Raw genomic sequence first — 23,543 nt, 5'->3', positions numbered from 1 at the left:
TCATGAGCGTCCCTCCACCGGCGGGCTCCGGCCCCACTTACTCGGCGCAGCGCGGCGCGCGCGGGATGCGGGTCCTGGCGACCGCGATGCTCGCCGGGATGGCCGCCTTGTTCATCGCTGCGACCGGGCTGGTCGAAATGCACCCGGCCTGGGGCTTCCTGCGCGCCTTTGCGGAAGCGGCGATGGTCGGCGGAATCGCCGACTGGTTCGCGGTGACCGCGCTCTTCCGTCATCCGCTCGGCCTGCCGATTCCGCACACCGCGATCATCCCGCGCAACAAGGACCGGATCGGCGACACCCTGGCCGCTTTCCTCCGCGACAATTTCCTGACTCCGCACGTCGTCGCCCGGCGGATGAAGAATGTCGACGTGGCCGGGGCGATCGGCCGCTTTCTGGCGCAGCCGCCGAGCGAGGGGCGGCTTCGCCAGGGCGCCTCGCGGCTGCTCGCCGACATTCTCGAATCGCTCGACGAGGAGCAGCTCGGCGGCATGGTCAAATCGGCCCTCGCGGCGCGGATGCGGGCGATCGACATCGCGCCCCTGCTCGGCCAGACGCTCGAGGCGGCGATGACCGAGGACCGGCACGTCCCCGTGGTCGACGGCATCGTCACCTGGGCGGGACGGACGCTCGATGCCAATGAAGACCTGATCCGCGACATGGTGCATCAGCGTGCCGGCTGGATCCTTCGCCTCGCCGGGCTCGACGAAAGGCTGGCGGAGGCGATCATCGACGGCCTGCGCAAGCTCACCATCGACATGGCGGTCGATCCCGCCCATCCGCTGCGCGCCAAGGCCGAGGAGGGGCTCGCCCGGCTGGCGGCGAATCTCCAGAACGATCCGGAGACCCGCGCCAAGGTCGAGACATGGAAGAACGAGATGATCGAGAATGAGGCGGTCAGCCACTGGCTCGGCGGCGTGTGGGAGAATAGCCGCGCCGGGCTGCTCCGCGCGGCGCGCGACCCCGACGCCGCGCTCGCCGGCAAGTTCGGCGAGGCGATGCGCCAGCTCGGCGAAACCTTGCAGAAGGAGCCGGCGCTGGCGCAGGCGATCAATCAGTTCGCCCGCCGCGCCGCCGCCGGTATCACCGCGTCCTACGGCAGCGGAATCGTCAAGCTGGTGTCGGAGACGGTCCGCGCCTGGGACGCCCGCACCGTCACCGACCGGCTGGAGGCGGCGGTCGGGCGCGACCTCCAATATATCCGGATCAACGGCACGATCGTGGGCGGCCTGGTCGGTCTCCTCATCCACACCGTCGAGGTTCTGGTTTGAGCGCCGAGGACGACGCGCTGCGCGAAATGGCGGCCAATCGCGGCTGCAAGCTGGTCAAGTCGCGGCGTCGCACGCCTGGCGGCGATTTCGGCCGCTACGGGCTCAAGGACGCGAAGTCCGGCAAGGAGGTGATGGGCTTTGGCGGCAAAGGCCTGACGGCGAGCGCCGAAGAGATAGAGGCATTCCTGCGGGGCGGCGCCGAGGCAAGCTGGAAGAGCTCGCTGCGCACGGCCGGCGATCGTCCGCCGCCGCGCAAGCGCGCGAAGCCGTCCGGGCCGAAGCCGGTGCCGGAGAAAAGCGAGGCCGCTGACGGTCCGCAGCCGGAGCCGCGCGAGGCCAGGCCGAAGCCGCCGGCCAAGGCGAAGATCAAGTCCAAGACGAAGGCGAAGAAGCCCGCAAAGCCGCCCAAGGCGCCTCCGCCTCCGGTGGTCCGCGAGGCGCGGGCGAAGGATTCTTCCGCCCTCGCCGCCCTGATCACCGGGCTCGGCTACGACGTCGACGACACGGAGCTGCGCCGCCGGCTCAAGCGGCTGCGCAATGGCGACGAGCCGCCGCTCGTCGCCGATCTGGACGGCGTCGTCGGCTGCCTCACCTGGCACGTAACGCCGGTTCTGCACCGGCCGCACCCGGTCGGCAGGATCACGATGCTGGTGGTCGCCGAAGCTTCGCGCGGCAGCGGGATCGGACGGCGCCTGCTCGAGGCCGCGGAGACGCGGCTGCGCGAGCGCGGCTGCGGCTTGGTCGAGGTGACGAGCAACATGAAGCGGATGCGCGCCCATGGCTTCTACGAGCGCGCCGGCTACGAACGGACCAGCTACCGCTTCGCCAAGGAACTGAAATAGGCGCCTGCGCAGCCGTCGTTGAACGAACCGCCCCGCTCACCCTGTGTAGCGGCCGAGCGTGCCGAAGCCGCGCTTTCGATGGACAAGGGCGGCCCTGCTCGGGATGAGCGGCTGGCGGTCCAACGCGTCCGCAGCCGACCTCAGCCGTCGCTGGCGCGTTCGATGTCGGCGCCGACCGCCTGCAGCTTCTCCTCGAGCCGCTCATAGCCGCGGTCGAGATGATAGACGCGGTGCACCTGCGTCTCGCCCTCGGCGGCCAGGCCGGCGAGGACCAGGCTCATCGAGGCGCGCAGGTCGGTGGCCATGACCGGGGCGCCGACCAGATGGCCCACGCCGCGCACCACCGCCGATCGCCCGCGCACCTCGATGTCGGCGCCCATGCGGTTGAGTTCGGGCACGTGCATGTAGCGATTCTCGAAGATCGTCTCGGTCAGCAGGCTGGTGCCTTCGGCCAGGCTCAGCATCGCCATGAATTGCGCCTGCATGTCGGTCGGAAAGGCGGGAAAGGGAGCGGTCGACAAGGACAATGGCTTGATGCCGCCGTCGGCGCTCACCTTGATCCCGTTGTCGCCGCTCTCGATCACTGCGCCCGCATCTTCGAGGCCGGAGAGTATGGCGGGCATGGTCTCGCGGCGCGCCCCGACCAGCTCGAGCGAGCCCCCGGTGATCATTGCCGCGCAGGCATAGCTGCCCGCCTCGATGCGGTCCGGCATCACCGAATAAGTGGCGCCGTGCAGCCGGTCGACGCCCTCGATGGTCAGCGTGTCGGTCCTGAGGCCGCTGATCCGCGCGCCCATGGCGTTGAGGCACATGGCCAGATCGGTGATCTCGGGCTCGCGCGCGGCATTCTCGACCACCGTCGTGCCCTTGGCGAGCACCGCCGCCATCAGCGCATTTTCGGTCGCGCCCACGGAGACGGCCGGGAACCGGATCGTGCCGCCGGTCAGCCCGCCCGCCGGAGCGATGGCGCGGACATAGCCGGCGGCCAGCTCGATCTCGGCGCCGAGCGCCTGCAGGGCCTTCAGATGGAGGTCGATCGGCCGGTTGCCGATCGCGCAGCCGCCGGGCAGCGAGACGGTCGCTTCTCCGGCCCTGGCGAGCAGGGGCCCGAGGACGAGGATCGAGGCGCGCATCTTGCGCACGATATCGTAGGGCGCGACCGTCGAGACGATCGTCGAGGCCCTCAGCGTCATCACCCGGCCGAACTCGCCCTGGCGGGCGCCTTCGATCATGGTCGACACGCCGAGCTGGTTCAGCAGGTGCCCGAAGCTGTCGACGTCCGCCAGCCGCGGCAGGTTCCTCAGCGTCAGCGGCTCGTCGGTGAGCAGGGCGCAGGGCATCAGCGTCAGCGCCGCATTCTTCGCGCCCGAAATCGGGATTCGTCCGGTAAGGCGCCTGCCGCCCTTGATAATGATACGGTCCATCGGGCACGCGCTATGAGACCTTATAGGCGGTCGCGCAAGCCGCCGCGCCGGGTGTCAAAATCGCGTCGGAACGGGGACGGATTGATTTCGATCAGGGCGTTTGCGCCAATTCGCTCCTAAGGTTTGTAGGCAATCGTCGATTGCGGGGGAAAGTGCCTGATCAGAGTGGCCGGTCCGGACATTTGTCCGGGCTTCGGCTGATCGGGACTTTGGGTGTACCGGGGAGTTCTGGCGTTGGGGGGATCTTGTCTAGCTGAGCGCCTCGGCCATTATGTCCGGCTATCGGCGAGCGAGAGGGTCGCGCTCGACCGGCTCGAGGAGCATGACCGGTCCTACCGACGCGGCACGATCGTCATCAGCGAGAATGACGCCCCGCGCGAGATGTTCATCGTTCGCCAGGGCTGGCTGCACAGCAGCGTCGTGCTCGGCAATGGCAGCCGCCAGATCATGCGTTTCCAGTTCCGCGGCGACATGATCGGTCTGCCGCTCCTGGCCTTCCCCGATTCACCGGAGACGGTGACGGCCGTCACCGACGTCACTCTGTGCCCGTTCGGGCGCGAGCGGCTGGCGCAGCTCATGGCCGCCCATCCCCGTCTGTCGGCGCTGGTCCTGGCCCTGACCGTCGCCGAGCGGGTCTCGCTCGCCGACCGGCTGGCCTCGATCGGCCGGACCTCGGCGCGGGCGCGGGTCTCTTCCCTGATCTGCGAGATAAATGCCCGGCTGCGGATCCTCGGCCTCTCCGACGGCGGCGCCATCCAGCTGCCGCTCACTCAGGAGGATATAGGCGATGCGACCGGGCTCACCGCCGTCCACGTCAACCGGATGATGCGCGGCCTCGTCGAGGACGGGCTGATCGAGCGCAACGGAAACCACCTGCGTGTGATCGACGAGGGCCGCTTGTGCGCCGAAGCCAGCTTCGTCGATCGCACCGCCCTCGAAACCGGCTGGCTCCCGCCGGCCCAATAAGGCGGCGCCTCCGGCAAGCTGTCACTCCAGCAGAAAGCTGGCCTTCACGTGACGTAGCGAAGGCTTCGATGCGGGAAGGTCCGGCGGGCGGCCATGCGTCGCCGGCGCCCGGCGTGGCGGACGCCGCTCAAAGTCGGTTCCTTGGCGCCCCTCAGGCCTTCTCCAGCGTGCACTGCAGCGGATGCTGGTTCTCGCGGGCGAAGTCGATGACCTGGGCGACCTTGGTCTCGGCGACCTCATAGGGAAAGATCCCGCACACGCCGACGCCGCGCTGGTGGACGTGCAGCATCACTCGCGTCGCATCCTCTATCCCCATCTTGAAGAAGCGCTGCAGCACGAGCACGACGAACTCCATCGGCGTATAGTCGTCGTTCAGCATCAGCACCTTGTAGGGAGAGGGCGTCTTGGTGCGGGTGCGAGTCTTCGTCGCGAGGCCGAGGCCGGTTCCCTCATCCTCGTTCCGGTCGCCGTCCGAGGCTGTGATCACGCGTTCCAACATACCCATATCAACGCCGTAAATATGGCATGGTGCCGGCCCGGGGCAAGGCCCTGAAGCGGGTTTCGCGGCCTGTCGCGGCACGACAAGGCGCATATAAAAAGGGCGGCCGCTCCATTCAGGAGGGCCGCCCTTTTCCACGGTCGGCGGTGCGACCGCTCGCAAAGGCCGTTTAGGCCGCGAGCGTCTTCGCGCGCTCGGCCGCGACGTTGTAGCGGCTCGTGATGGGCTCGGCGACTTCGCCGGCGAGCTTCAGCATCGTCTCGCTGAAGCGGGCGCTCTCGGCGACCGCATTGTCGAAGGCGGCGCGGGCATAGTCGCCCTGCAGCTTGAAGAAATCGGTGGCCGACTTCACTTCGGCGAGGCTCTTGAGGGCGGTCGACGCTTCCTCGAAGCTCTTGCGGCTATATTCGGCGGCTTCCTGGCTCAGCGTTTCGACGCCCTTGGCGGCGACCTTGGAGGAGGCGACGAACGCCTCGACATTGCCGCGGGTCAGGTCCGCCACTTCCTCGACGATCTTCGCCGAACGCTCGACCGCGACCTTGGCGCGCTCGTTGACGTCGCCGAACACGGTCTTGAACTGGTCGGCGGCGAACAGGCCGGCATCGACCCCTTTTCTGGTCTGGGTGTTCATGGTCTCGACTCCTTTGATGCTGTTGGCGCCGGCCTTGCCCGGCTTCATGTTCTTCCTCGCCACCGGCTTCCGGGCCGGCTTTGGTTGGGCGGCCCGGGCCGGAATACTTGCCGGCTTGGCTGCCTTGATACGCCGCGGAGCCGCCGCCTTGCGGGCGGCCGGCTTCGCTTGGGACTTGCTGGGGGCCGGCGTTGCCTGGGCTCGCGCCGCTGGCGCCTGCGCCTGTGGCGTCGGCGCCGCGGCCGGCTGCGCCGCGCGCTGATCGGTGCTGGCGGTCGCTTCCGTCGCTTCGGCTTTCGCGTTTTCGTCGGCCATGGACACGTTCCTCTTACTATGTTGCATTGCAGCAAATAGTGGTCTCGGAACTTGGTTTCAAGTGAAATTTGTGCGCTGCAGCATTCGGAGCGGCCGGCGCGTCGCCGGTCCGGCTCAGTCGGCGCGGACCGTCTCGATGAAGCCGAGCACGCGCCGATGCATCGTCACTCCATGATCGGCCAGGCGAAGCGCGAGCGCGCGAAGGTCCTCCGCCGCCTGCGCCGCCGTTCCGGCCGATTCGCTGATCCGGCCGGCATTGTCCTGGATGTGGCCGGCGGCCTGGCCGGCTTCGTCGACATTGGCCGCGATCACCTCCGTCGCGGCGCGCTGCTCGCGCATCGCCTCGAAGATCGCCTCGGACAGGGATTCCGCCATGCGCACCGCCGTTTCGATTCCGCGATAGCCGCTGGAAACATGGCCGACCGCGCTGCCGATATTGCTCACCCGGTTGGCGATCGTCGCCGCCGCGTCGCGGGTCTGCGCGGCCAGGGATTTCACCTCCGCCGCCACGATCGCGAAGCCGCGCCCGGATGGGCCGGCGCGCGCCGCCTCGATCGTCGCGTTGATCGCCAGCATCGCCGTCTTGCGCGCGATGCTGTCGATCAGCGCCGTCACCGTGCCGATCTCGTTCGCCGCGTTCGACAAAGCCTGCATGTGCCGGCCGCCCTCGGCCGTCAGGTCGACCGCCCGGGCGGCGGATTCCCGGCCCTCGCCCGTCATCCTCTCCACTTGGGCGAGCGTCTCGGCCAGATCATGCGCCCGTTGCCCGATTTCGCGCAGGCTGTCGGCCGCCTGGCTGGTCGCATTGGCGACCATGGCCGAACGCATTCCGCTGTCCGACGCCCGCCCCGCCAGGGTGGAGGCGGCCGTCGAGAAATGCTCCGACAGCTCGGCGAGCTCGCGCGCCAGGTCCGCGGCCTCGCCCCTGAAGGCGGCCGAAGCGAGCGCGAGCCGCTCGAAGCGCGCGGCGCGCTCCATCGCGATCTCGGATTCCCGCGTCGCCGCCAGCCGGATCAGCATCGTGTCGCCGATCACGCCGACGAAGCGCCCGGCGCGGGTCACGACCAGGCCTTCGCAGGCGGCCTCGTGCCGGGCATATTCGGCCAGCATCTCCTCGATCGAGCAGCCGGCTTCGATCGTCGGGCATGGCTGGATATGCTGGTCGAGCCGCCCGCCGAAGCAGGGATTCTTGAGCAGCGCATGGCCGAAGGGGCTGAACAGGATCAGCCGCATCCGGCGCTCGAGCAGGGCGCCGATCGGCGCCTGGTTCGCGTCGAGCACCGGCAGCAGGCGCAGATGGGGATTGGCCCTGAACGTCTCGACCGCCTCGAGCGGCGCCGCATCGTGGGAGATCCACGACCGGTCCGTGACGAATGCGTCGGAGCGCTTGCCGCCGGGCGCCGCCGGCGCCTCGTCGACGCTTTCCATCCATTTTCCGAACACCCTGGTCCCTCCCTCGGAACGCCCGGCTAATCCTCTCTGGTAAACGGCCCGTTAGGTTTCTGCGTCACTGGTGTGACAGCGGACTTTTTCTCTTCCGCGGAGGGCTTGCTGCTAGCGCGCCTTCACATAGCTTCCCGGCGCGTTCTCGATCGCCTTGAGCTTGCCCCGCCCCGCGATGCGGCCTCCCTTGGCCGGCACGCGCCGGTCGGAGATCCGCTCGATCCAGGCGATCCAGTCGGGCCACCAGCTTCCCTTCGTCTCGGTGGCGCCGGCGAGGAAGGCCTCCAGCGTGTCGACCTTCTCCTCATTGGTCCAATATTGATATTTCTGCGCCTCGGGCGGGTTCACCACCCCGGCGATATGGCCCGATCCGGCGAGCACGAAGCGCATCGGTCCCCGGAAATGGTGGGTGATCTTCCACACGCTCTGCGGCGGCGCGATATGATCCTCCCGCCCGGCCTGGACATAAGCGGGCACCTCCACCTTCCCGAGGTCGATCGGCGTGCCGTCGATGACGATCCCGCCCGGCTGGACCAGCCGGTTCTCGCGATAGAGCTGCTGGAGATAGGCCTGGTGCCAGGTCGCCGGAACGTTGGTCGTGTCGGCGTTCCAGTAGAGCAGGTCGAACTGCGGATAGTCCTGCCCGAGCAGATAGTTGCTGGTGACGTAGTTCCAGATGAGGTCGCGGCCGCGCAGCAGGTTGAAGGTCGCCGCCATGTAGCGGCCGTCCAGATAGCCCTTGTCCGCGGAAAGCTGGCGGATCAGCTCCATCTGCTCGTCGCCGATGAAGAAGCTGAGGTCGCCGGCCTCGCTGAAATCGACCTGGGCGGTGAAGAAGGTGGCCGACGCGACCCGGTCCGCTTCGCCCCGGGCCGCCATCAGCGCCAGGGTGGCGGCGAGCGCGGTGCCGGCGACGCAATAGCCGATCGTGTGGACCTGCTCGACGCCCAGGGCATCGCGGACGGTTTCGATCGCCTCGATTTGCGCGGCCACATAGTCGCCCAGCTCGACGTCGCCGAGGCTCTCGTCCGCCGACTTCCACGACAGGACGAATACGGTGAGGCCCCGGTCGACCGCCCATTTGATGAAGCTCTTCTTGGGATTGAGGTCGAGGATGTAGAAGCGGTTGATCCAGGGCGGGAAGATGATCAGCGGCGTCTCCAGCACCGTCTCCGTCGACGGCGCATATTGGATGAGCTGGTAGAGCCGGGTCTGCTTGATCACCTTGCCCGGGGTGGTCGCGATGTTCCCGCCGACCGAATAAGCGTTGGGGTCGCTATGGGTGAGCTGCCCGCGCGAAAGGTCGCTGAGCATATGCTCCAGGCCCTTGAGCAGGCTCTCGCCCTTGGTCTCGATCGCCCGCTCGATCACCTGCGGATTGGTCAGCGCGAAGTTGGAAGGCGACATCGCCTCGACGAAGCTGCGCGTCATGAATCGCAGCTTCTCGCGATCCTTCTCGTCCACCCCTTCGAGGGCGTCGACCGATCCGAGCAGCCGTTCGGACACGAGCAGGTAGGTCTGCCGGATCATGTCGAACAGCGGATGCTCGCGCCATTCGCGCGCCGCGAAGCGCTTGTCCTTGTCGGCTTTCTCCTCCAGGTCCGGCCGCCCGCTCTGGCCGCCCAGCGCGCGCTGCCAGATCGACAGGCCGTCGGTCCACAGGTCGACCTGCGCCTTGGCCACCTTCGCCGGATCGGCGAACCAGTTCATCGCCGGCCAGGCCGCCGCCAGCTTGGCCGGATCCGCCGCCTGGCTCGCTTCGCCGAACTGGCCGGCGAGATGCTCCATCATCAGCTGCTGCGCCCGCCCCATGACGAAGGTCCAGTGCTGCACCTCCTCGAGCGTCGGCATCGCCGCCTCGGGAGCGGGCGCCGCGGCGCCGCTGGCGGTTTCTTTGGTCTCAGGCTCGGCCATGCGGACTCCCTGCGGCTCGGCGCACAATCTAGTCAACGCATCGGACCCGCGGAAGGGGCGGGGAATCTTTCACTCGTTTCGGCGAGCGCGAGCCGTCCCTCCGCCATTGGCCTGCGCGGTCCTACCCGCTAAGCGGCCGCCATGCGCCAGGCGACCGCCACGATCGAAATCGCCACGGAACGGCAGGGCCTCGTCGAGATGACCGGGGAGGTTGCCCGCTGGGTCGAGGCGCAGGCCATCGCCGAAGGCCTGCTCACCCTCTTCTGCCGCCACACCTCCGCCTCGCTCCTCATCCAGGAAAATGCCGCCCCGGCCGTGCGGAGCGACCTGGAAGCCTATTTCGCGCGCATCGCGCCGGAGGATCCCCGCGCCTACGCCCATGACGACGAGGGGCCGGACGACATGCCCGCCCACCTGCGCACCGCCCTGACCCAGGTCCAGCTCTCCATCCCGGTCGTCGGCGGACGTCTGGCGCTCGGCACCTGGCAGGGCATCTATCTCTTCGAGCATCGCCGCCGCCCGCACCGGCGTAGCCTCGCGCTCCATCTGATCGGCGAGTGAGGCGGGAATGAGTCTCGAATCCGTCCGCGCCTGGCTTGCCGAACATGCCCCCGATCTGCCCCTTATCGAGGTCGAGGAGAGCACGGCGACGGTCGCCCATGCCGCCGCCGCGCTCGGCGTGGAGCCCGGCCGCATCGCCAAGACGCTGGCCGTGCGCGCCAATGGCGAGACCTTCCTGCTCGTCGCCCGCGGCGATGCCCGGCTCGACAATGCGAAGACCAAGGCCGCGTTCGGCGCCCGGCCGCGCATGCTCGGGCCCGAAGAGACGCTGGCGCTCACCGGCCATCCCGTCGGCGGGGTCTGCCCCTTCGGCCTGGCCACGCCCCTGCCGGTCTATTGCGACCTGTCGCTGAAGGCGTTCGACAAGGTCTACCCAGCCGCCGGCTCGCTCAACAGCTCGGTCGAGGTCACCCCCGACCGCCTGTTCGATCTCGTCGCGACCCGCTGGGTCGACATCTGCCGCGTTCCGGACCCCGCGGACTAGACCCGTTCGTCGGCTGATACGCCGACGGCCGTCGCCGGGGCCGCGGGCGCCGCAGCGGCCCTACAGCCCCAGCGCCGCCTTGATCGCCCGCCAGTCGATCAGCTTGAAATTCTGCGCGCCCTCATTCTCGTCGTCCTGCACGACCACCAGGCCCTCGGGATAGTCGCCGACCGGCCCGCCGCGCGCGTCGAGCCCGTCCGTTCCGGTCACTGCGTCGATCCCGTCGCCGGCGCCGACGCGGAATCGGCCCACATAGGCCGGCTCGGCGCCGTCGACCCGCCACAGCGCGAAGGCGCTGTCGCCCTGGCTCGACACGATCAGATAGGTGGCGCCGCCGTCGCGGATCAGGGTCACGCCCTCGACGTCCGGCACCAGCCGCCCGCTGTCGTCGATCGCCTGCAGCTGGATCCGTTCCGATCCCGACCCCGCATCCAGCGCGTAGCGCCACACGCCGCCATTTTCCTCGCCGACATAGAGGCGGCCGGCCGAATCGTCGACGACGCAGCCTTCCGACTGCGATCCGATCGCGAAACGCCGCACCTCGGTGCCGGTCGGGCCCGACGGCCCCGTCTCGATCCGATACTGGCGCGTCTCGCCGTCCTTGCCGATCAGGAAGGCATGCGGCGCCCCGCCGCTCATCCCCAGGCAGAATCCGTAGGGCTCGGTCACGTCGGACCGTATGAAGCCCCAGGGGCGCAGCTGGTTGGCCGGATCGCGCGAGGCCGGATCGAACAGGTAGAGCGCGATCCCCATCCGGCCGCGGTCGCTGGCGCCGATCAGCACCTGCTCGCGCCCGTCCACCGTAACGCCCTCGCGCAGGTCGACATTGTTGAGCAGCCCGTCCCGGATGAACTGGAGTTGCGCCCCGTCCAGGCCGTAGACGTAGAGGCCGGCTTTCTTGTCGGTGCCGGCGATGAAGCCCCGCACCGCCTGGCCGCCCAGCATCGCGTCGGTTCCGGCCGGCGCCGCCCAGATCGCCGGATCGTCGGCGGCATCGGCATTGGCGGTTCCGACCGCGACCGTCTCGCCGGAGGGGGCCACGTCCACCGCCGGCGCGCCCACGGGTACGGTCGCGCATCCCGGCAGGGCCAGGAAAAAAGCGGCCGTCACGTAAGCGAAATCTTTCCGTCCAATCACCGTCATGAGCTCCCCCTAAGCGTGGCGTCGCTCCGGCGACTAGGCCGGTCCTGGGTCACTTGTGTGACGTTCAATCATGGGGGAATATTTCATGCGGATGAAGCCGATGCTGCTGGTCGGGTGCGCCCTGGCCGCCGCGGGCGCTCCGGCGCCGGTCCTCGCCGAAGACGGCATGACGGATGCGGCCGACGCGCAGGCGCTTCCCGCCCCGGGCGAGGCCGAGGAGGCGCGCGACATCATCGTCACCGGCCGCCTCACCTTCCGCAACCGGACCGAGGACGTGAATCCGGTCCTCTCCTACGATCTCGAATATTTCCAGCGTTTCGAGCCGGTCTCGGTCGGCGAGATGCTGAAGCGCGTGCCCGGAGTCACCTTCACTTCGGACGTGCTCGAATATGACGGCGCCCAGATCCGCGGCCTTCCGCCCGGCTTTACCAACATCCTCATCAACGGCCGCCGCGCGCCCGGCGGGGAGGCCGACCGCAGCTTCTTCGTCGACCGGATCCCGGCCGAGCTGGTCGAGCGGATCGAGCTGGTTCGCGCCCCGCGCGCCGACCAGCCGAGCGACGGCGTCGCCGGCACGATCAACGTCATCACCAAGGAAAGCGCCACCTTCCAGGGCGGCTTCCTTCGCGCCGGCGCCCTGCTGAACCAGGATGGCGGCGTCCGCCCGTCCGCCGCGGCGGCCTATGCCGGAACGATCGGCCAGGCCAGCTTCTGGGCGGCGCTCAACTATCAGGAGCGGCGCAACCCCAAGAAGAAGGTGAGCTACCGCTTCGGCGACGAGGTGCCGCTCGACGCCGACGAGACCAATCCCGAGTTCGACAATATCGAGCTCCAGGACGACACGCGCGACGGCACCGACATTTCCGGCAATTTCGAGATCAGCAGCCCCGTCGGCGCCGGGCAGGTCCGCCTTTCCGGCCTGTTCGTCGACACCGACCGGAACGAGGACGAGACCTCGATCACCTATGAAGGCGCGGAGCTGGAGCTCGACGAGGTCGAGATCCAGCGCGAGCGGATCAGCCAGCAGACTTATGGCCTCACGTTCGACGGCGAGCTTCCGGTCGGGCCGGGCGAGCTCGGCTTCGCCGCCGGCTGGTCGGCCTTCCGCGAGAATACCGACGTCGAGATCGACGAGGGCGACACGCTCGAGGAAGCCGAACTGGCCGGGACGGAATCGCTCGATATCGACGACGAGGAATATTCGGGCACCTTGAGCTACCGCTTCGGATCCGATCCCTGGCAGCTGAAGCTCGGCGTCGACCTGCTGCGCAAGGAGCGGGACGGCGCCAACCGCGTCTTCGAGATGGACGATGGCGAGCTCGAGGAGGAAACTCCGCCGGGATCGATCTTCACGATCCGCGAGACCCGCTACGATCCCTATGCCCGCCTGACCCTGGACCCGGCGCCGGGCCTCACCCTCGACGCCGGCCTCCGCTACGAGATCACCCGCCGCCGTACCGCGAGCGACGGCGGGGTCGCGGAGTTCGACCAGGAGAGCCTCAACCCGTCGCTCCATCTGCGCTGGGCGCCGAGCGCGTCCAACCAGTTCCGCGCCTCGATCGCGCGCACCGTGCGCCGGCCCGATTACGATCTCATCTCGCCTTACCGGCAGGAGGAGAATCCCGGCGACGAGGACGAGCTGGTCGGCAATCCGGCGCTCCGCAACCAGCGCGCCTGGGGCGTCGATGTCGGCTATGAGCGGCGCGTCGGCACCAACGGGATATTCGGGATCAATCTCTTCTATCGCGACATCACCGATCTCATCGAGCTCGTCGCGACCGGCGAGGATCCGCTGAACGGCGAACCCGGCAACGTCTTCCAGCCGCGCAATATCGGCGACGGGGCGATGTGGGGCGTGGAGGTCGACCTGTCGACGCCGCTCGACTTCATCGGACTGCCCGACACCGGAATCTTCGCCAACTACACCTATCTCGACAGCGAGACGACCGATCCCTTCACCGGCCAGGAGCGTCGGTTCAACAACCAGCCGCACCATCTCTACAATGTCGGCTTCATCCAGACGGTGCGCACGCTGGACGCCAGCTTCGGCGCCTCGCTGTCGGGCCGTAGCGACGCGGTCGAGAGCAATTTCGACGAGACGGTGGAGTTGCATTATACCCCGGACCTCGAGGCGTTCGTCGAGCGCCGCTTCGGCCGCAACGTCGTGGTCCGCCTCTCCGCGCAGAACCTGCTCAACCGCACCAAGCGCGAGATCTTCCGCAAATATGACGGCGATTCGTTCGAAGACGTCCTCGCCAATCGCGCCGCCGGCGACATTGACGAGTTCGAGCTGGAGCGCGAACGCTCCGGCCGCCTGTTCCAGGCAACGGTGCGGGTCGCTTTCTAGGCGACCCCGACGCGTCCAGGACTCACGCGAAGGCGCAAGGGCGCGAGCGAGGGTGAGGGGGGGCAGCGTGCGGTCGCCGCGCGCTCTCCCCTCACTTTCGTCGTCCGGCGCAATGAAGGATGCTACGAGGAGCAAAGTCTCGGGCTGAATTCCTCCATATTTCTAACCGCTTGGCCGGATCTTCCATGGACAGCGCCCGCGGAAGAACATAATGGGAACCCATGCCCGCCCTCGACACGCGCGAGAAGCTCGCCATTCTCGCCGACGCCGCCAAATATGATGCCTCCTGCGCCTCCTCGGGCGCCAAGCGGCGCGACAGTGTGGGCGGCAAGGGCATCGGCTCGACCGAGGGCATGGGCATCTGCCATGCTTACGCGCCCGACGGGCGTTGCATCTCGCTGCTCAAGATCCTGCTGACCAACAGCTGCATCTTCGACTGCCATTATTGCATCAACCGCCGCAGCTCGAACGTCCGGCGGGCCCGCTTCACCACCGACGAGGTGGTGGACCTCACCCTCGCTTTCTACCGCCGCAACTATATCGAGGGCCTGTTTCTCTCCTCCGGCATCATCCGCTCGCCGGACTATACGATGGAGCGGATCGTGGAGGTCGCCCGGGCGCTGCGGGAGGATCATGATTTTCGCGGCTATATCCATCTCAAGACGATCCCCGACGCGGATCCGGAGCTGGTCCGCCGCGCCGGGCTCCACGCCGACCGCCTCTCGATCAATGTCGAGCTGCCGAGCCGCCAGGGGCTCGAGCGTCTCGCCCCGGAAAAGGATTCGGCCCGGATCGAGACGGCGATGGGCGAGCTCAAGGGCGCGATCGAAGAGGGCCGGGACGCGCGCCGGCATTTCCCCTCCGCGCCCGCCTTCGTCACCGGCCAGTCGACGCAGATGATCGTCGGCGCCGACGGGGCGGACGACCGCGCGATCATCGCCCGCGCCTCCGGCCTCTACGATCGCTTCGCGCTTCGCCGCGTCTATTATTCGGCTTTCTCGCCCATCCCGGAGGCCAGCGCGGTCCTGCCTCTGGTCCGGCCGCCGCTGATGCGCGAGCACCGGCTCTACCAGGCCGACTGGATGCTGCGCCATTACGGGTTCTCGGCCGAGGAAGTGGCCGCCTCGGTGGACGCTTCCGGCAACCTGCCGCTCGACAAGGATCCGAAGCTCGCCTGGGCGCTCTCCAATCGCGACCTCTTCCCGCTCGACGTCAATCGGGCCGACCGCTCTCTGCTGTTGCGCGTGCCGGGCCTCGGCGTGCGGGCCGTCGACCGGCTGGTCGCCGCGCGCCGCTTGCGGCGGTTGCGGCTCGAGGATGTCGCCCGGCTCACCCGGTCGATCGCCAATGTCCGCCCCTTCCTCGTCGCGGCCGACTGGCGGCCGGTGGCGCTGGCCGACGGGATTGACCCGCTCGGCGGGCGTGCGCCACCAAGGGAGCAGCTGGAGCTCTTTCCCGGATGAGGGGGCCGCATGCGCGTCGTCACGCTCGCCGCAGAGGATGATTTCGAAGGTTGGCGCGATGCCGTTCGCCCGCTCGCCGCCGCGCGCGTGCCGCCGCAAGACATCTTCTGGCGCGTCGGCGAGGCGACGTCCGGCCTGTTCGACGCGGCGGTTTCGGATCCGCTCCCGCCGGGCGAGCCCTTCTCAGTGCCGCGCGCCTTCCTCACTCTGGCCGAGACCGTCGTCTGCCATTCCGATCCGGAGCGTTTCGCCTTGCTCTATGCAGCGCTGCTTCGAGTCCTCGACCGGCCGGACTTCCTCGCCGATGCGGCCGATTCCCTCGTCCAGCGCCTGGAGCGCATGGCCCGGACGGTTCGCCGCGACATCCACAAGATGCACGCCTTCCTCCGCTTCCGCGAGGTCGCGACGCCCGAAGGCCCGCGCTACGTCGCCTGGTTCGAGCCCGACCATCATGTCGTTCGCGCTGCCGCCGGCTTCTTCGTGCGCCGCTTCGCCGGCATGCGCTGGTCGATCCTGACTCCGGCTCTGTCGGTCCACTGGGACGGCGAGGTGCTGGCCGAAGGGCCGGGCGCGGCGCGCGGCGACGCCCCTGCCGACGATCCGCTCGAGCAGGTGTGGAAGACCTATTACGCCTCGATCTTCAATCCCGCCCGGCTGAACGTCGATGCCATGCTGAAGGAGATGCCGCGCCGCTACTGGAAAAATATGCCCGAGACGGCGTTGGTGGGGGAGCTGATAAAGGCCGCTCCGGCACGCGAGGCGGCGATGATCGCGGCATCGACAGGAGACGGAATGAGCCGGCCGAAGAGCGATCTCACCGCAGCGGAGCGGCAGGGCCTTGCCGAAGCGGACGAGGCGGAGCGCCGGATTCAGCCTGGCGGCAATGCCCTGGCCGCCTGGGAATCGCTGCTCGCGGACGCCAAGAGGTGCACGCGCTGCCATCTCTACAAGCACGCCACCCAGACCGTGTTCGGCGAAGGGCCGCTCGACGCCCGGATCCTGTTCGTCGGCGAGCAGCCGGGCGACCAGGAGGATCTCGCCGGCCGCCCGTTCGTGGGCCCCGCGGGCCAGCTGTTCGATCGCGCGCTCGGCGATGCCGGCGTCGACCGGGAGAAGACCTACGTCACCAACGCGGTCAAGCATTTCAAGTTCGAGCCGCGCGGCAAGCGGCGAATCCATTCCAAGCCGCAGGCGCCGGAGATCGAGGCCTGCCGATGGTGGATCGAGCAGGAGCGGATACTGATCCGCCCCGCCGTTACCGTGGCCCTGGGCGCGACCGCCGCCCGTTCGATCTTCGGCAAGGTGGTGACGATCACGGCGATGCGCGGACGCGCCCACAAGCTGCCCGACGAGGAAGGCGGCGAGGCCTGGGTGACCGTCCACCCCTCCTTCCTGCTGCGCGTGCCCGACGCGGACCGCAAGCGCGAGGAATATGCCCGCTTCGTCGATGACCTCGCCCGGATAGCCCGGCGGGCCGACGCCCTTCGCTGAAGCCCTCGTGCTGTTGCGGGAGAGGGCGGGGTCGCGCGGCCCTGGCCGACCGTTAACGGCTCGTTGACCATAGCGTCCCTACCCCGAGCGGATGACCGCTCCCTCCCGCTTCCGCCGCCGCTCCCCTTTACTTGCCGATATTCGCAGCCTGGCCTGGGTCGGCCTGCTGCTCGCCCTGTTCGCTTTCCACGCGCTGGGGTGGTGGCGCTCGCCGACCGTCGTCGAGGCGCCGGGCGGGATCGCCGCCGCGCCTGCGGATTCCTGGACCGGTCCGCGGTCCGCGGTCCGGCCCGGGCCGGCGCCGAAGAACGGCCGCCCGGCGCCGGTGGGCGCCCGGATCGACCCCGCCACGGTTCGGGTGGTCGATGGCGACACGCTCGACGTCGCCGGCATGCGCGTGCGGATCGCCGATATCGACACGCCGGAAATATTCTCGCCGCGCTGCCCGCGCGAGGCCGAGCTCGGCGCCCGCGCCACGAGGCGGCTGCGCGCTCTGGTCGACGAGGGACCGTTCGAGCTGGTGGCGATCGCGCGCGACGAGGACCGCTACGGGCGCAAGCTCAGGATCGCCACGCGCGGCGGCCGGTCGCTCGGCGACCGCCTCGTCGCCGAGGGGCTGGCCCGGACCTATGATGGCGGGCCCCGCAAGGGCTGGTGCGCCTGAGCCCTTTCGTAAACGTCGTCGGCGCTGGATCCGTGGAAGCGCCTTCTAGGGCGCAAGGCGCTTGCGCATGAACACGCGATGGAACCCGTCCTGCTCGCGGCGGTCATATTCCTCCCAGCCGAGCTTTGCGTAGATTGCCAGATTCTCGTGCATCAGCGCGTTGGTGTAGAGGCGCAGATCGTCGATGCCCTGCTGCCGGGCGCGCCGCTCGGCATGGTCAAGAAGCCCTCGTCCAAATCCCCGGCCTTGGTGGGCCTTGGCCACGGCGACGTTGCTGACGAGGAGGTGGTCGGCTTCCGTCCGCAGGACGATGAGGCCGCCGACGTCGTCGCCTATGGCGAGAACCCAGGCGTCGCCGCGGCCGACGAGCTCTTCGTAGTCGGCCCTCATCGGCGCGGGGGCGCGGCCCAGGCGCTCGACATAATGCCCGTAGGCATCCCGTATCAGGGCCTGGATGGACGGCACGTCCGAGGCGATGGCGGGGCGGATTCGGGGTTCGTCCACGATCTCCCTCATACTTCGGTCGCACGGGTGCGGCACGAAGCATTTTCCGTGGGCCGCCTGCCGCCATGGCAAGCCTGCCACCGGCTTCCGCGCCATGACCCGGCTCGTCCCGTTCCGACTGTGGCTACGAGCTTTCGAGGCTTCGGCCTGGCGCGGCGGCTTGAACGCGCCGCACGGCCCCGGAACATGTTCGGGGGGGCGCCCATCCGCCGCCTTCGCTCGATCCCGCTGGCTGTTCCGCAGGGATGGAAGGCCCTTGACCGGCTCCCGGCGCGCACGCGCAGGCCGACGGCGACGCTGCCGAACGTCGAACGGGCGCCCCGAGGGACGCCCGTTCCAGCCGGCAGAGGGTCGGGGATTACATGTTGTTGGCGTCGCCGCTATTCTCGATCGCGTCGGCCTGGTTCTCGCCGGCCTCCTCGATCGCCTCGGCCTGGTTCTCGAGCGCTTCCTCGCCGGCCTCGTTGGTCATGTTCTCGCCCATGTCCTCGTACAGGTCGGCCTCGTTCTCGGCCGCCGCTTCGACATTGTCGGCAGCCTGCTCGGTCGCCGATTCTTGGCAGGCGGAAAGCGCGAGCAAACCGGCCGCAGCGGCGCCAAAAGCCAGAATTCTCATGGAAATCCCCTATAGTTGCTGTCGCAAAGAGGGCGCTTCGGCAGTGGCCTAAGCGCCCTGGAAGACTGCATGAACTTGGCAGTTCCAGCGCGACAATCCGCTATCGGGGATTAAGTTCCGTTACGCACCGGTTACGGTTCGATTTCTCGCCGGGCTCGTCGGCTGTGCCCCAACGTTCCGGGCGTCGAGCCCTATTCCCATTCGCGGTCAACCTGCGTAGCGCCCATGGGCCTGCCGGGAGGCGAAGGCCGCACCCGCCGATTCAGAGAGAGGTAGAGCATGAAGACCGTCATCCGCCCCTATATCCTCGTCTTCGCCCTCGCTCTGGCCGCCTGCGGCGGCGAGCTCGCCGCCCCGCCGGCCGCGCAGGAGAATGGGTCTGCGCAGAATGCCGCCGCCGGTGCGAATGCCGCCGACCCGGCTTCGCTTCCCGCCTGTCCCTTCCGCGAGACCAGCAACTGGGCCGGCTCGGTCGAGGGCGGCCGGCTTCTCGTCACCGGCAATGTCGATCTCCAGATGGCCGGCTTCCGTCCGGCCCTCACCCCGCATGCCGGCGCGGCTCCCGGCACTGCCGCGCTCGACCTGAGCCTCGTCCCCGAGCCTCAGGCGGCGGTGACCGACCAGGTTCGCTACGAGCAGGCCCGCTCGCCCGCTTACAGCCGCGGCGAGATCTGGTGCGGCGGCGCCCGCATCGCCGAATTCGACGTGGTGGTGGTCGACTAGCGTCGTCCCGACCGAGGCCGGCAGCGGGGCACGAATCGCCATCCCGCCTGTCCGGCGGCCGCAGCGTCATCGAGCGCTGCGTGCCGTTTTTCGCGGATGCAAGCGGTCGCGCCGGATCGCGTCCGCCTGGGCCGGGCGTTCGATGAACCGGCGCAGTCGCACGACGAATCGTTCGCGACCGGTTGAAGCCGGATCGCCGCCGAATAGTATTTTGCGGGTCGGCTCCGCTTGCCGGGGCCGGCCGGGCGGAGGGCGTCGGCGCTCCCGGCCCTCTCTGCCCATCTGTCGTGTAACTTGAGCGGAGGAAGAATCATGCGACTGACACGAAAGGCCGCCCTTGCCGGCCTCGCGTCGTTCGCCCTGGCGGGCACGGCGCTTGCCGCCGAATCGGCGCCGCGCTTCCACACCATGGAGGTCAGCCTGCCGAACGGTTCGGTGGCCCATATTCGGTATAGCGGCGACGTCGCGCCGCGCGTGACGATCGCCCGGGCGCCGGCGCCGCGCTGGTTCGCCCCGGCCTGGGGCTTTCGCGCGTTCGATCCCGCGCCTTTTGCGATGCTCGACCGGATCGCGATGGAGATGAATCGCCGCGCGGCCGAGATGATGCGCCTGATCGCCCTGGCGCCGCCGGCGCCCGTCCACGCGGCTCCGCGCCTCGCTGCCGGTACCAGCCTTCCGGCCGGCTTCGTCGGCTACAGGATCGTCTCCCACGCCACCCGCAACGGCCAATGCACCCGCAGCTGGGTGATGACCCGCGAAGCGCCGGGCCAGGCGCCGAAGATGTTCACCGAAGCGTCCGGCAATTGCCCCGGCAGCAGCGCCCAGCCGCTCGCGGATCGCGGCCAGGCTCCGGCGAAGCCGGCGGTCACCGGCACGCCGGCGCGCGCGCGGAACGCTCCGCAGACGATCTGACGCCATTCTCCTGCCGCCGGCGCCCGGTTCGCCGGGCTGCCCCGCGGCAGGGGAACTCCGGGCGTGCGTCGTGCCCCGGCTGGGGAGCCGGGAGCGGCTTCAGGCTGGAACTCCGGCACCAGCCACCGCCCGAACGGGCGCGGGCGTGCGTGCAGGCGCGGCGATCAGGCCGCCCCGCCCTCCGGCGGCTGCGCCTGCGCGCACAGCTCGCGGAGCTGGCGGGAGATTGCCGGGCCCGAAAGATGGGCCTCCACTTGGTCGTACCGTTCAGCCTTGAGCTGGCGGCGTATGTCGCTGACCGAGCGGCAGGTGCCCGATCGGGCGAGGTCGAAGGCGCGTTCGAGCGTCGTTGGAGCTGTCATGCCCCCAATATAGGGCAACGCTCCCGCTCCGCCTAATCCCCTCTTCAGTCGGCGCAGGCCGCCTCCATCTCCTCCTCGTGCCGCGTCGGCGGCTCCCCGGCGGGGTGCACGTTGGGCGGCCCGATCTCGGTCGGCACGTCGAACCCGTTCATGAAGGTGCGGTGGACCGGGCATTTGTTCGCTATCTCGATCAGCTTCGCTTTCTGCGCCTCGTCGATCGGGCCGTCGAAGGCGATGTGCCGCGCGAACCGGTCGCGCGGCCGCTCGTCGCCGGCCTTCTTGAAGATCGAATGGGCGACCTCGACCGAAAGCGGCGGCAGCGTCCAGCCCTTGCGCTCGGCATAGAGCCGAAGCGTCATCGCCGTGCAGGCGGCGAGCGCGCCGGACAGCAATTCGTAGGGCGTGGGTCCGGTGCCGTCGCCGCCCACTTCCACCGGCTCGTCGACCAGCAGGGTCTTGCCGCGTACGTTCAGCTCCGTCTGGAATCGGCCTTTGCCCGTCGACCGGGCGACGATTCCGCTATCCGTCGTTTCATATTGCCGCAGCGCCATCGAGAAACTCCGCAAGGGGTGACAATGAGCCGGCGATAGCCTGCTCGGCGGCCGAAGGCGACCTGTCCGGCCTCGCGCCTGGCGTGGGCGGGCGGCCGGTTCGCGCCGGGCATCCTGTTCCGGGCGCTCCCTTCGGAACGGCTCCAGCGGGGCGTCGGCGCCTCTCGCAGGCTTTCGGCAGGCGCACGCCCAGGCGCCGCACTCCCGATTTCTGACCATGCCCCCTTCAAGATTGCTGCACTGCAACATAAATAGAGGATCGGGGTTCGAGTTTCAGCGTGCCGTCACCCCGGGCCGGAGAAGGGAAGCCAGGATGCCTGCAATCAGACCCCGTGTCCGCCTGCGGCCGAGCCGCAAGGGTTTCAGCGCCTTCGCGCCCGTCCCGCCGGTGGACCGCCTTTCGGATCTCCCCCCGATCCGCACCAATCCGGGCAATCTGCGGGGCCGCTTCTACGTGCCGGAGGGGCTGACCGGCCCGGCACCCCTGGTCGTGGTCCTGCACGGCTGCACCCAGGATGCGGCGGTCTACGATCACGGCTCGGGCTGGTCGACGCTCGCCGATCGCCACGGCTTCATCCTACTCTTTCCGGAGCAGACCCGCGCCAACAATCCCATGCTCTGCTTCAACTGGTTTTCCGGCAACGACACCCAGCGCGGCATGGGCGAGGCGGCCTCGATCAAGGCGATGGTCGACGCGATGCGCAAGGCGCACGCCATCGATCCGGAGCGGATCTTCGTCACCGGCCTGTCCGCGGGCGGCGCGATGACGAGCGTGATGCTCGCCACTTACCCCGAAACCTTCGCCGCCGGCGCGATCATCGCCGGGGTCGCTTATGGCTGTGCCTCCGGCGTTTCGGAGGCGTTCGACTGCATGGGCGGCCGCGCCCGCTCCGACGCGCGCGAGCTCGGCGCGCGGGTGCGCCGCGCTTCGCCCCACAAGGGGCCCTGGCCGCGGCTCCAGGTCTGGCAGGGCAGCGCCGACACGACGGTGGTTCCGAGCAATGCCGACGCCATCGTGCTGCAATGGGCCGATCTGCACGGCCTCGGTCCGAAGCCCGACCGCAGCGACGAAGTGGAGTCCTATCCCCGCCGCGTCTGGCTCGGCGCCGACGGCAAGCCGCTCATCGAGCAATATGTGATCACCGGCATGGCCCACGGCATCCCGCTCGATCCGGGCGCCGGCCAGGACGGCGTCGGCGAGGCCGGGGCCCACATGCTCGACGTCGGCCTGAGCTCGACCGATCGCATCGCCGCCTTCTTCGGAATCGCGCCGGAACCCGCCGAGGCGCCGAGGCGCAAGCCGCGCGCTGCCGCGCCGCCCAAGGCCCAGCCCCGCGCAGCCGCGGGCCGAAAGGCCCCCGCCGGCAGCGTCCAGGCCACGATCGAGAAGGCGCTGAAGGCCGCCGGCCTGATGCGCTGAGCGCCGACCGCGCCAAGGGGACGAAGGAACCGGCCTAGGATTCCGGCTCCGTCGCCGCCGTGCTGAACTGCGCGAACTGCGGCAGCGCCGGGTTCGCCGCTTCCCACGAAAGCCGCTCCTCGAGCCAGATCTCCTTGGTCGGCGGAAAGGCTTCCGGGTCGTCCAGCGAAGCCGTCGTGACGTCGAACAGGCCCGGCCGGTTGGCGCGGGCGTAGGTCAGCGACGTCCCGCACTGTCCGCAGAACCCCCGCTCCACGCCCGGCGACGACCGATGGATCGCAAGCTGCCCGCTGGTGATCTCTACCTTGTCCTCCGCGAATATCGCCCAGGCGAGCGACGGGCCGCCTGTCGAGCGCCGGCAGGAGAAGCAGTGGCACAGCGACGTGGCTTCAGGCGCCCCGGTCACGCGGTAGCGGATCGCACCGCACAGGCATCCTCCGGTGGCTTCCATCAGTCGCTCCCTCCTTCGTCACGCTTGCAATCGATACGGTGTACTCGGGCTGAAGGATGGACGAACCGCTGGCCATGGCACATGCGCCTGCAACCCTAACGCAGGTCGAGTTCCCTAGGCCCAAGGCGGCCCGCCTCCAATATGCTTAGCGCAAAGCAAGGAGGCTGACACGAGCCCACGCGGTATCGATTTCGCCAACCACTGACTTTCCGAGACATCAACGCCGGCCCTATGCGCCACAGGATGGTTCGTATCAGGAAGCGGATGACGCGGTGGAGCAACTACCGCCCGCCGCCGCAGAAGAGGGAATAGCCGCCGAGGAGATTTCAGAGGACGTGGGCAACTTGCGCGATTTCGTGTCGGACGCATTCAAGGAGGCCACTGAGCACGAGGTTCAGCGTCTTGTGGACAAGGATGACCGATGCCTCACTGCCCCTCCTGACAGAGGCGCTCCGTCGACGTTGTGAGCAACGCTGTACGCGTCATGCGCTTGCTGACGGGGGAGGTGGACGTTAGCGCGTCCATCGCTGGGAAGGACAAGGGCGCGCG

24 protein-coding genes are annotated in these 23,543 nt (G+C 68.9%); 13 read left to right on the top strand and 11 right to left on the bottom strand.

Going from position 1 to position 23,543, the window contains the following annotated elements; translation table 11 throughout:
- Window positions 1-2 precede the first annotated feature (2 nt).
- On the top strand, window positions 3-1,268 hold the full coding sequence (locus EKM57_RS15520; protein WP_371414153.1) for a DUF445 domain-containing protein: 1,266 nt from the start codon (window positions 3-5) through the stop codon (window positions 1,266-1,268).
- A complete protein-coding gene (locus tag EKM57_RS15515) occupies window positions 1,265-2,110 on the top strand; it encodes a GNAT family N-acetyltransferase (protein ID WP_129793422.1) in 846 nt (281 codons plus the stop codon). The genes EKM57_RS15520 and EKM57_RS15515 overlap by 4 nt, the downstream gene beginning before the upstream one ends.
- Window positions 2,111-2,250: 140 nt before the next feature.
- On the opposite strand, the gene murA is transcribed toward EKM57_RS15515, so the two are convergent.
- Window positions 2,251-3,534 carry a UDP-N-acetylglucosamine 1-carboxyvinyltransferase gene (gene murA, locus EKM57_RS15510; RefSeq protein WP_129793421.1) on the bottom strand — a complete coding sequence of 428 codons (1,284 nt, stop codon included), beginning with the start codon at window positions 3,532-3,534 and terminating at the stop codon, window positions 2,251-2,253.
- Window positions 3,535-3,768: 234 nt separating this feature from the next.
- Between murA and EKM57_RS15505 the strand changes: the two genes are divergently transcribed.
- Entirely contained in the window at window positions 3,769-4,500 is a 732-nt protein-coding gene (locus EKM57_RS15505; RefSeq protein WP_129793420.1) for a Crp/Fnr family transcriptional regulator, read from the top strand.
- A gap of 151 nt (window positions 4,501-4,651) precedes the next feature.
- Here the strand turns inward: EKM57_RS15505 and clpS are convergent, their stop codons facing one another.
- On the bottom strand, window positions 4,652-5,005 hold the full coding sequence (gene clpS / locus EKM57_RS15500) for an ATP-dependent Clp protease adapter ClpS (RefSeq protein ID WP_129793419.1): 354 nt from the start codon (window positions 5,003-5,005) through the stop codon (window positions 4,652-4,654).
- A 163-nt stretch (window positions 5,006-5,168) separates the two neighbouring features.
- A complete protein-coding gene (locus EKM57_RS21960; RefSeq protein WP_165357491.1) occupies window positions 5,169-5,630 on the bottom strand; it encodes a phasin family protein in 462 nt (153 codons plus the stop codon).
- Between the two features lie 16 nt (window positions 5,631-5,646).
- Between EKM57_RS21960 and EKM57_RS21955 the strand changes: the two genes are divergently transcribed.
- A complete protein-coding gene (locus EKM57_RS21955) occupies window positions 5,647-5,892 on the top strand; it encodes a hypothetical protein (RefSeq protein ID WP_165357489.1) in 246 nt (81 codons plus the stop codon).
- 167 nt (window positions 5,893-6,059) lie between these two features.
- Here EKM57_RS21955 and EKM57_RS15490 read toward each other — a convergent pair whose 3' ends face one another.
- Together EKM57_RS15490 and EKM57_RS15485 are read right to left on the bottom strand one after the other, a co-directional pair.
- Window positions 6,060-7,388: a methyl-accepting chemotaxis protein gene (locus EKM57_RS15490; protein ID WP_129793417.1), complete on the bottom strand. Its 1,329-nt coding sequence runs from the start codon at window positions 7,386-7,388 to the stop codon at window positions 6,060-6,062.
- A 111-nt stretch (window positions 7,389-7,499) separates the two neighbouring features.
- Window positions 7,500-9,302: a class I poly(R)-hydroxyalkanoic acid synthase gene (locus tag EKM57_RS15485; RefSeq protein WP_129793416.1), complete on the bottom strand. Its 1,803-nt coding sequence runs from the start codon at window positions 9,300-9,302 to the stop codon at window positions 7,500-7,502.
- Window positions 9,303-9,443: 141 nt separating this feature from the next.
- On the opposite strand from EKM57_RS15485, the gene EKM57_RS15480 reads away from it, so the two are divergent.
- Window positions 9,444-9,863 carry a secondary thiamine-phosphate synthase enzyme YjbQ gene (locus EKM57_RS15480; protein WP_129793415.1) on the top strand — a complete coding sequence of 140 codons (420 nt, stop codon included), beginning with the start codon at window positions 9,444-9,446 and terminating at the stop codon, window positions 9,861-9,863.
- A gap of 7 nt (window positions 9,864-9,870) precedes the next feature.
- Entirely contained in the window at window positions 9,871-10,347 is a 477-nt protein-coding gene (locus EKM57_RS15475; RefSeq protein WP_129793414.1) for a YbaK/EbsC family protein, read from the top strand.
- Between the two features lie 60 nt (window positions 10,348-10,407).
- On the opposite strand, the gene EKM57_RS15470 is transcribed toward EKM57_RS15475, so the two are convergent.
- Window positions 10,408-11,490 carry a phytase gene (locus EKM57_RS15470; RefSeq protein ID WP_129793413.1) on the bottom strand — a complete coding sequence of 361 codons (1,083 nt, stop codon included), beginning with the start codon at window positions 11,488-11,490 and terminating at the stop codon, window positions 10,408-10,410.
- 85 nt (window positions 11,491-11,575) lie between these two features.
- Here EKM57_RS15470 and EKM57_RS15465 point away from each other — a divergent pair, with 85 nt between their 5' ends.
- The 4 genes from EKM57_RS15465 to EKM57_RS15450 all read left to right on the top strand — a co-directional run bounded on the left by EKM57_RS15465 (window position 11,576) and on the right by EKM57_RS15450 (window position 17,455).
- Window positions 11,576-13,837, top strand: a complete 2,262-nt coding sequence (locus EKM57_RS15465; RefSeq protein ID WP_165357488.1) for a TonB-dependent siderophore receptor — start codon at window positions 11,576-11,578, stop codon at window positions 13,835-13,837.
- Between the two features lie 221 nt (window positions 13,838-14,058).
- Window positions 14,059-15,300 (top strand): putative DNA modification/repair radical SAM protein, encoded by a 1,242-nt coding sequence (locus EKM57_RS15460; protein ID WP_129793411.1) that lies wholly within the window; start codon window positions 14,059-14,061, stop codon window positions 15,298-15,300.
- A 9-nt stretch (window positions 15,301-15,309) separates the two neighbouring features.
- Window positions 15,310-16,791, top strand: coding sequence for a UdgX family uracil-DNA binding protein (locus EKM57_RS15455; protein WP_129793410.1), 1,482 nt, complete (start codon window positions 15,310-15,312; stop codon window positions 16,789-16,791).
- 91 nt (window positions 16,792-16,882) lie between these two features.
- Window positions 16,883-17,455: a thermonuclease family protein gene (locus EKM57_RS15450; RefSeq protein ID WP_129793409.1), complete on the top strand. Its 573-nt coding sequence runs from the start codon at window positions 16,883-16,885 to the stop codon at window positions 17,453-17,455.
- 45 nt (window positions 17,456-17,500) lie between these two features.
- On the opposite strand, the gene EKM57_RS15445 is transcribed toward EKM57_RS15450, so the two are convergent.
- Together EKM57_RS15445 and EKM57_RS15440 are read right to left on the bottom strand one after the other, a co-directional pair.
- Window positions 17,501-17,959 carry a GNAT family N-acetyltransferase gene (locus EKM57_RS15445; RefSeq protein WP_165357486.1) on the bottom strand — a complete coding sequence of 153 codons (459 nt, stop codon included), beginning with the start codon at window positions 17,957-17,959 and terminating at the stop codon, window positions 17,501-17,503.
- A 358-nt stretch (window positions 17,960-18,317) separates the two neighbouring features.
- The gene (locus tag EKM57_RS15440) at window positions 18,318-18,575 is read right to left on the bottom strand and encodes a hypothetical protein (protein WP_129793407.1); all 258 of its coding nucleotides are present in this window, start codon (window positions 18,573-18,575) and stop codon (window positions 18,318-18,320) included.
- A gap of 279 nt (window positions 18,576-18,854) precedes the next feature.
- On the opposite strand from EKM57_RS15440, the gene EKM57_RS15435 reads away from it, so the two are divergent.
- Entirely contained in the window at window positions 18,855-19,298 is a 444-nt protein-coding gene (locus tag EKM57_RS15435) for a hypothetical protein (RefSeq protein ID WP_129793406.1), read from the top strand.
- A 312-nt stretch (window positions 19,299-19,610) separates the two neighbouring features.
- The gene (locus EKM57_RS15430) at window positions 19,611-20,210 is read left to right on the top strand and encodes a hypothetical protein (protein WP_129793405.1); all 600 of its coding nucleotides are present in this window, start codon (window positions 19,611-19,613) and stop codon (window positions 20,208-20,210) included.
- 164 nt (window positions 20,211-20,374) lie between these two features.
- On the opposite strand, the gene EKM57_RS15425 is transcribed toward EKM57_RS15430, so the two are convergent.
- A complete protein-coding gene (locus EKM57_RS15425) occupies window positions 20,375-20,572 on the bottom strand; it encodes a hypothetical protein (protein WP_129793404.1) in 198 nt (65 codons plus the stop codon).
- A 44-nt stretch (window positions 20,573-20,616) separates the two neighbouring features.
- Window positions 20,617-21,123 carry an OsmC family protein gene (locus EKM57_RS15420; protein WP_129793403.1) on the bottom strand — a complete coding sequence of 169 codons (507 nt, stop codon included), beginning with the start codon at window positions 21,121-21,123 and terminating at the stop codon, window positions 20,617-20,619.
- Between the two features lie 313 nt (window positions 21,124-21,436).
- Here EKM57_RS15420 and EKM57_RS15415 point away from each other — a divergent pair, with 313 nt between their 5' ends.
- Window positions 21,437-22,543 (top strand): PHB depolymerase family esterase, encoded by a 1,107-nt coding sequence (locus EKM57_RS15415; RefSeq protein ID WP_129793402.1) that lies wholly within the window; start codon window positions 21,437-21,439, stop codon window positions 22,541-22,543.
- A 34-nt stretch (window positions 22,544-22,577) separates the two neighbouring features.
- Here the strand turns inward: EKM57_RS15415 and EKM57_RS15410 are convergent, their stop codons facing one another.
- On the bottom strand, window positions 22,578-22,994 hold the full coding sequence (locus tag EKM57_RS15410) for a GFA family protein (protein WP_129793401.1): 417 nt from the start codon (window positions 22,992-22,994) through the stop codon (window positions 22,578-22,580).
- Window positions 22,995-23,543 lie beyond the last annotated feature (549 nt).

Source organism: Sphingosinicella sp. CPCC 101087 (genome assembly GCF_004151485.1).
GTDB lineage: Bacteria > Pseudomonadota > Alphaproteobacteria > Sphingomonadales > Sphingomonadaceae > Allosphingosinicella.
Note: the sequence above shows the minus strand (reverse complement) of the source record. Positions and strands in the feature narration are given on the sequence as shown.

What these genes read in the sequence shown, in the direction of transcription:
- EKM57_RS15520 (WP_371414153.1), top strand. Translation starts at nt 3, where the DNA reads ATGAGCGTCCCTCCACCGGCGGGCTCCGGCCCCACTTACTCGGCGCAG.
- murA (WP_129793421.1), bottom strand. Translation starts at nt 3,534, where the DNA reads ATGGACCGTATCATTATCAAGGGCGGCAGGCGCCTTACCGGACGAATC.
- clpS (WP_129793419.1), bottom strand. Translation starts at nt 5,005, where the DNA reads ATGGGTATGTTGGAACGCGTGATCACAGCCTCGGACGGCGACCGGAAC.
- EKM57_RS21960 (WP_165357491.1), bottom strand. Translation starts at nt 5,630, where the DNA reads ATGAACACCCAGACCAGAAAAGGGGTCGATGCCGGCCTGTTCGCCGCC.
- EKM57_RS21955 (WP_165357489.1), top strand. Translation starts at nt 5,647, where the DNA reads ATGCTGTTGGCGCCGGCCTTGCCCGGCTTCATGTTCTTCCTCGCCACC.
- EKM57_RS15485 (WP_129793416.1), bottom strand. Translation starts at nt 9,302, where the DNA reads ATGGCCGAGCCTGAGACCAAAGAAACCGCCAGCGGCGCCGCGGCGCCC.
- EKM57_RS15480 (WP_129793415.1), top strand. Translation starts at nt 9,444, where the DNA reads ATGCGCCAGGCGACCGCCACGATCGAAATCGCCACGGAACGGCAGGGC.
- EKM57_RS15475 (WP_129793414.1), top strand. Translation starts at nt 9,871, where the DNA reads ATGAGTCTCGAATCCGTCCGCGCCTGGCTTGCCGAACATGCCCCCGAT.
- EKM57_RS15470 (WP_129793413.1), bottom strand. Translation starts at nt 11,490, where the DNA reads ATGACGGTGATTGGACGGAAAGATTTCGCTTACGTGACGGCCGCTTTT.
- EKM57_RS15465 (WP_165357488.1), top strand. Translation starts at nt 11,576, where the DNA reads ATGCGGATGAAGCCGATGCTGCTGGTCGGGTGCGCCCTGGCCGCCGCG.
- EKM57_RS15460 (WP_129793411.1), top strand. Translation starts at nt 14,059, where the DNA reads ATGCCCGCCCTCGACACGCGCGAGAAGCTCGCCATTCTCGCCGACGCC.
- EKM57_RS15455 (WP_129793410.1), top strand. Translation starts at nt 15,310, where the DNA reads ATGCGCGTCGTCACGCTCGCCGCAGAGGATGATTTCGAAGGTTGGCGC.
- EKM57_RS15450 (WP_129793409.1), top strand. Translation starts at nt 16,883, where the DNA reads ATGACCGCTCCCTCCCGCTTCCGCCGCCGCTCCCCTTTACTTGCCGAT.
- EKM57_RS15440 (WP_129793407.1), bottom strand. Translation starts at nt 18,575, where the DNA reads ATGAGAATTCTGGCTTTTGGCGCCGCTGCGGCCGGTTTGCTCGCGCTT.
- EKM57_RS15435 (WP_129793406.1), top strand. Translation starts at nt 18,855, where the DNA reads ATGAAGACCGTCATCCGCCCCTATATCCTCGTCTTCGCCCTCGCTCTG.
- EKM57_RS15430 (WP_129793405.1), top strand. Translation starts at nt 19,611, where the DNA reads ATGCGACTGACACGAAAGGCCGCCCTTGCCGGCCTCGCGTCGTTCGCC.
- EKM57_RS15425 (WP_129793404.1), bottom strand. Translation starts at nt 20,572, where the DNA reads ATGACAGCTCCAACGACGCTCGAACGCGCCTTCGACCTCGCCCGATCG.
- EKM57_RS15420 (WP_129793403.1), bottom strand. Translation starts at nt 21,123, where the DNA reads ATGGCGCTGCGGCAATATGAAACGACGGATAGCGGAATCGTCGCCCGG.
- EKM57_RS15415 (WP_129793402.1), top strand. Translation starts at nt 21,437, where the DNA reads ATGCCTGCAATCAGACCCCGTGTCCGCCTGCGGCCGAGCCGCAAGGGT.
- EKM57_RS15410 (WP_129793401.1), bottom strand. Translation starts at nt 22,994, where the DNA reads ATGGAAGCCACCGGAGGATGCCTGTGCGGTGCGATCCGCTACCGCGTG.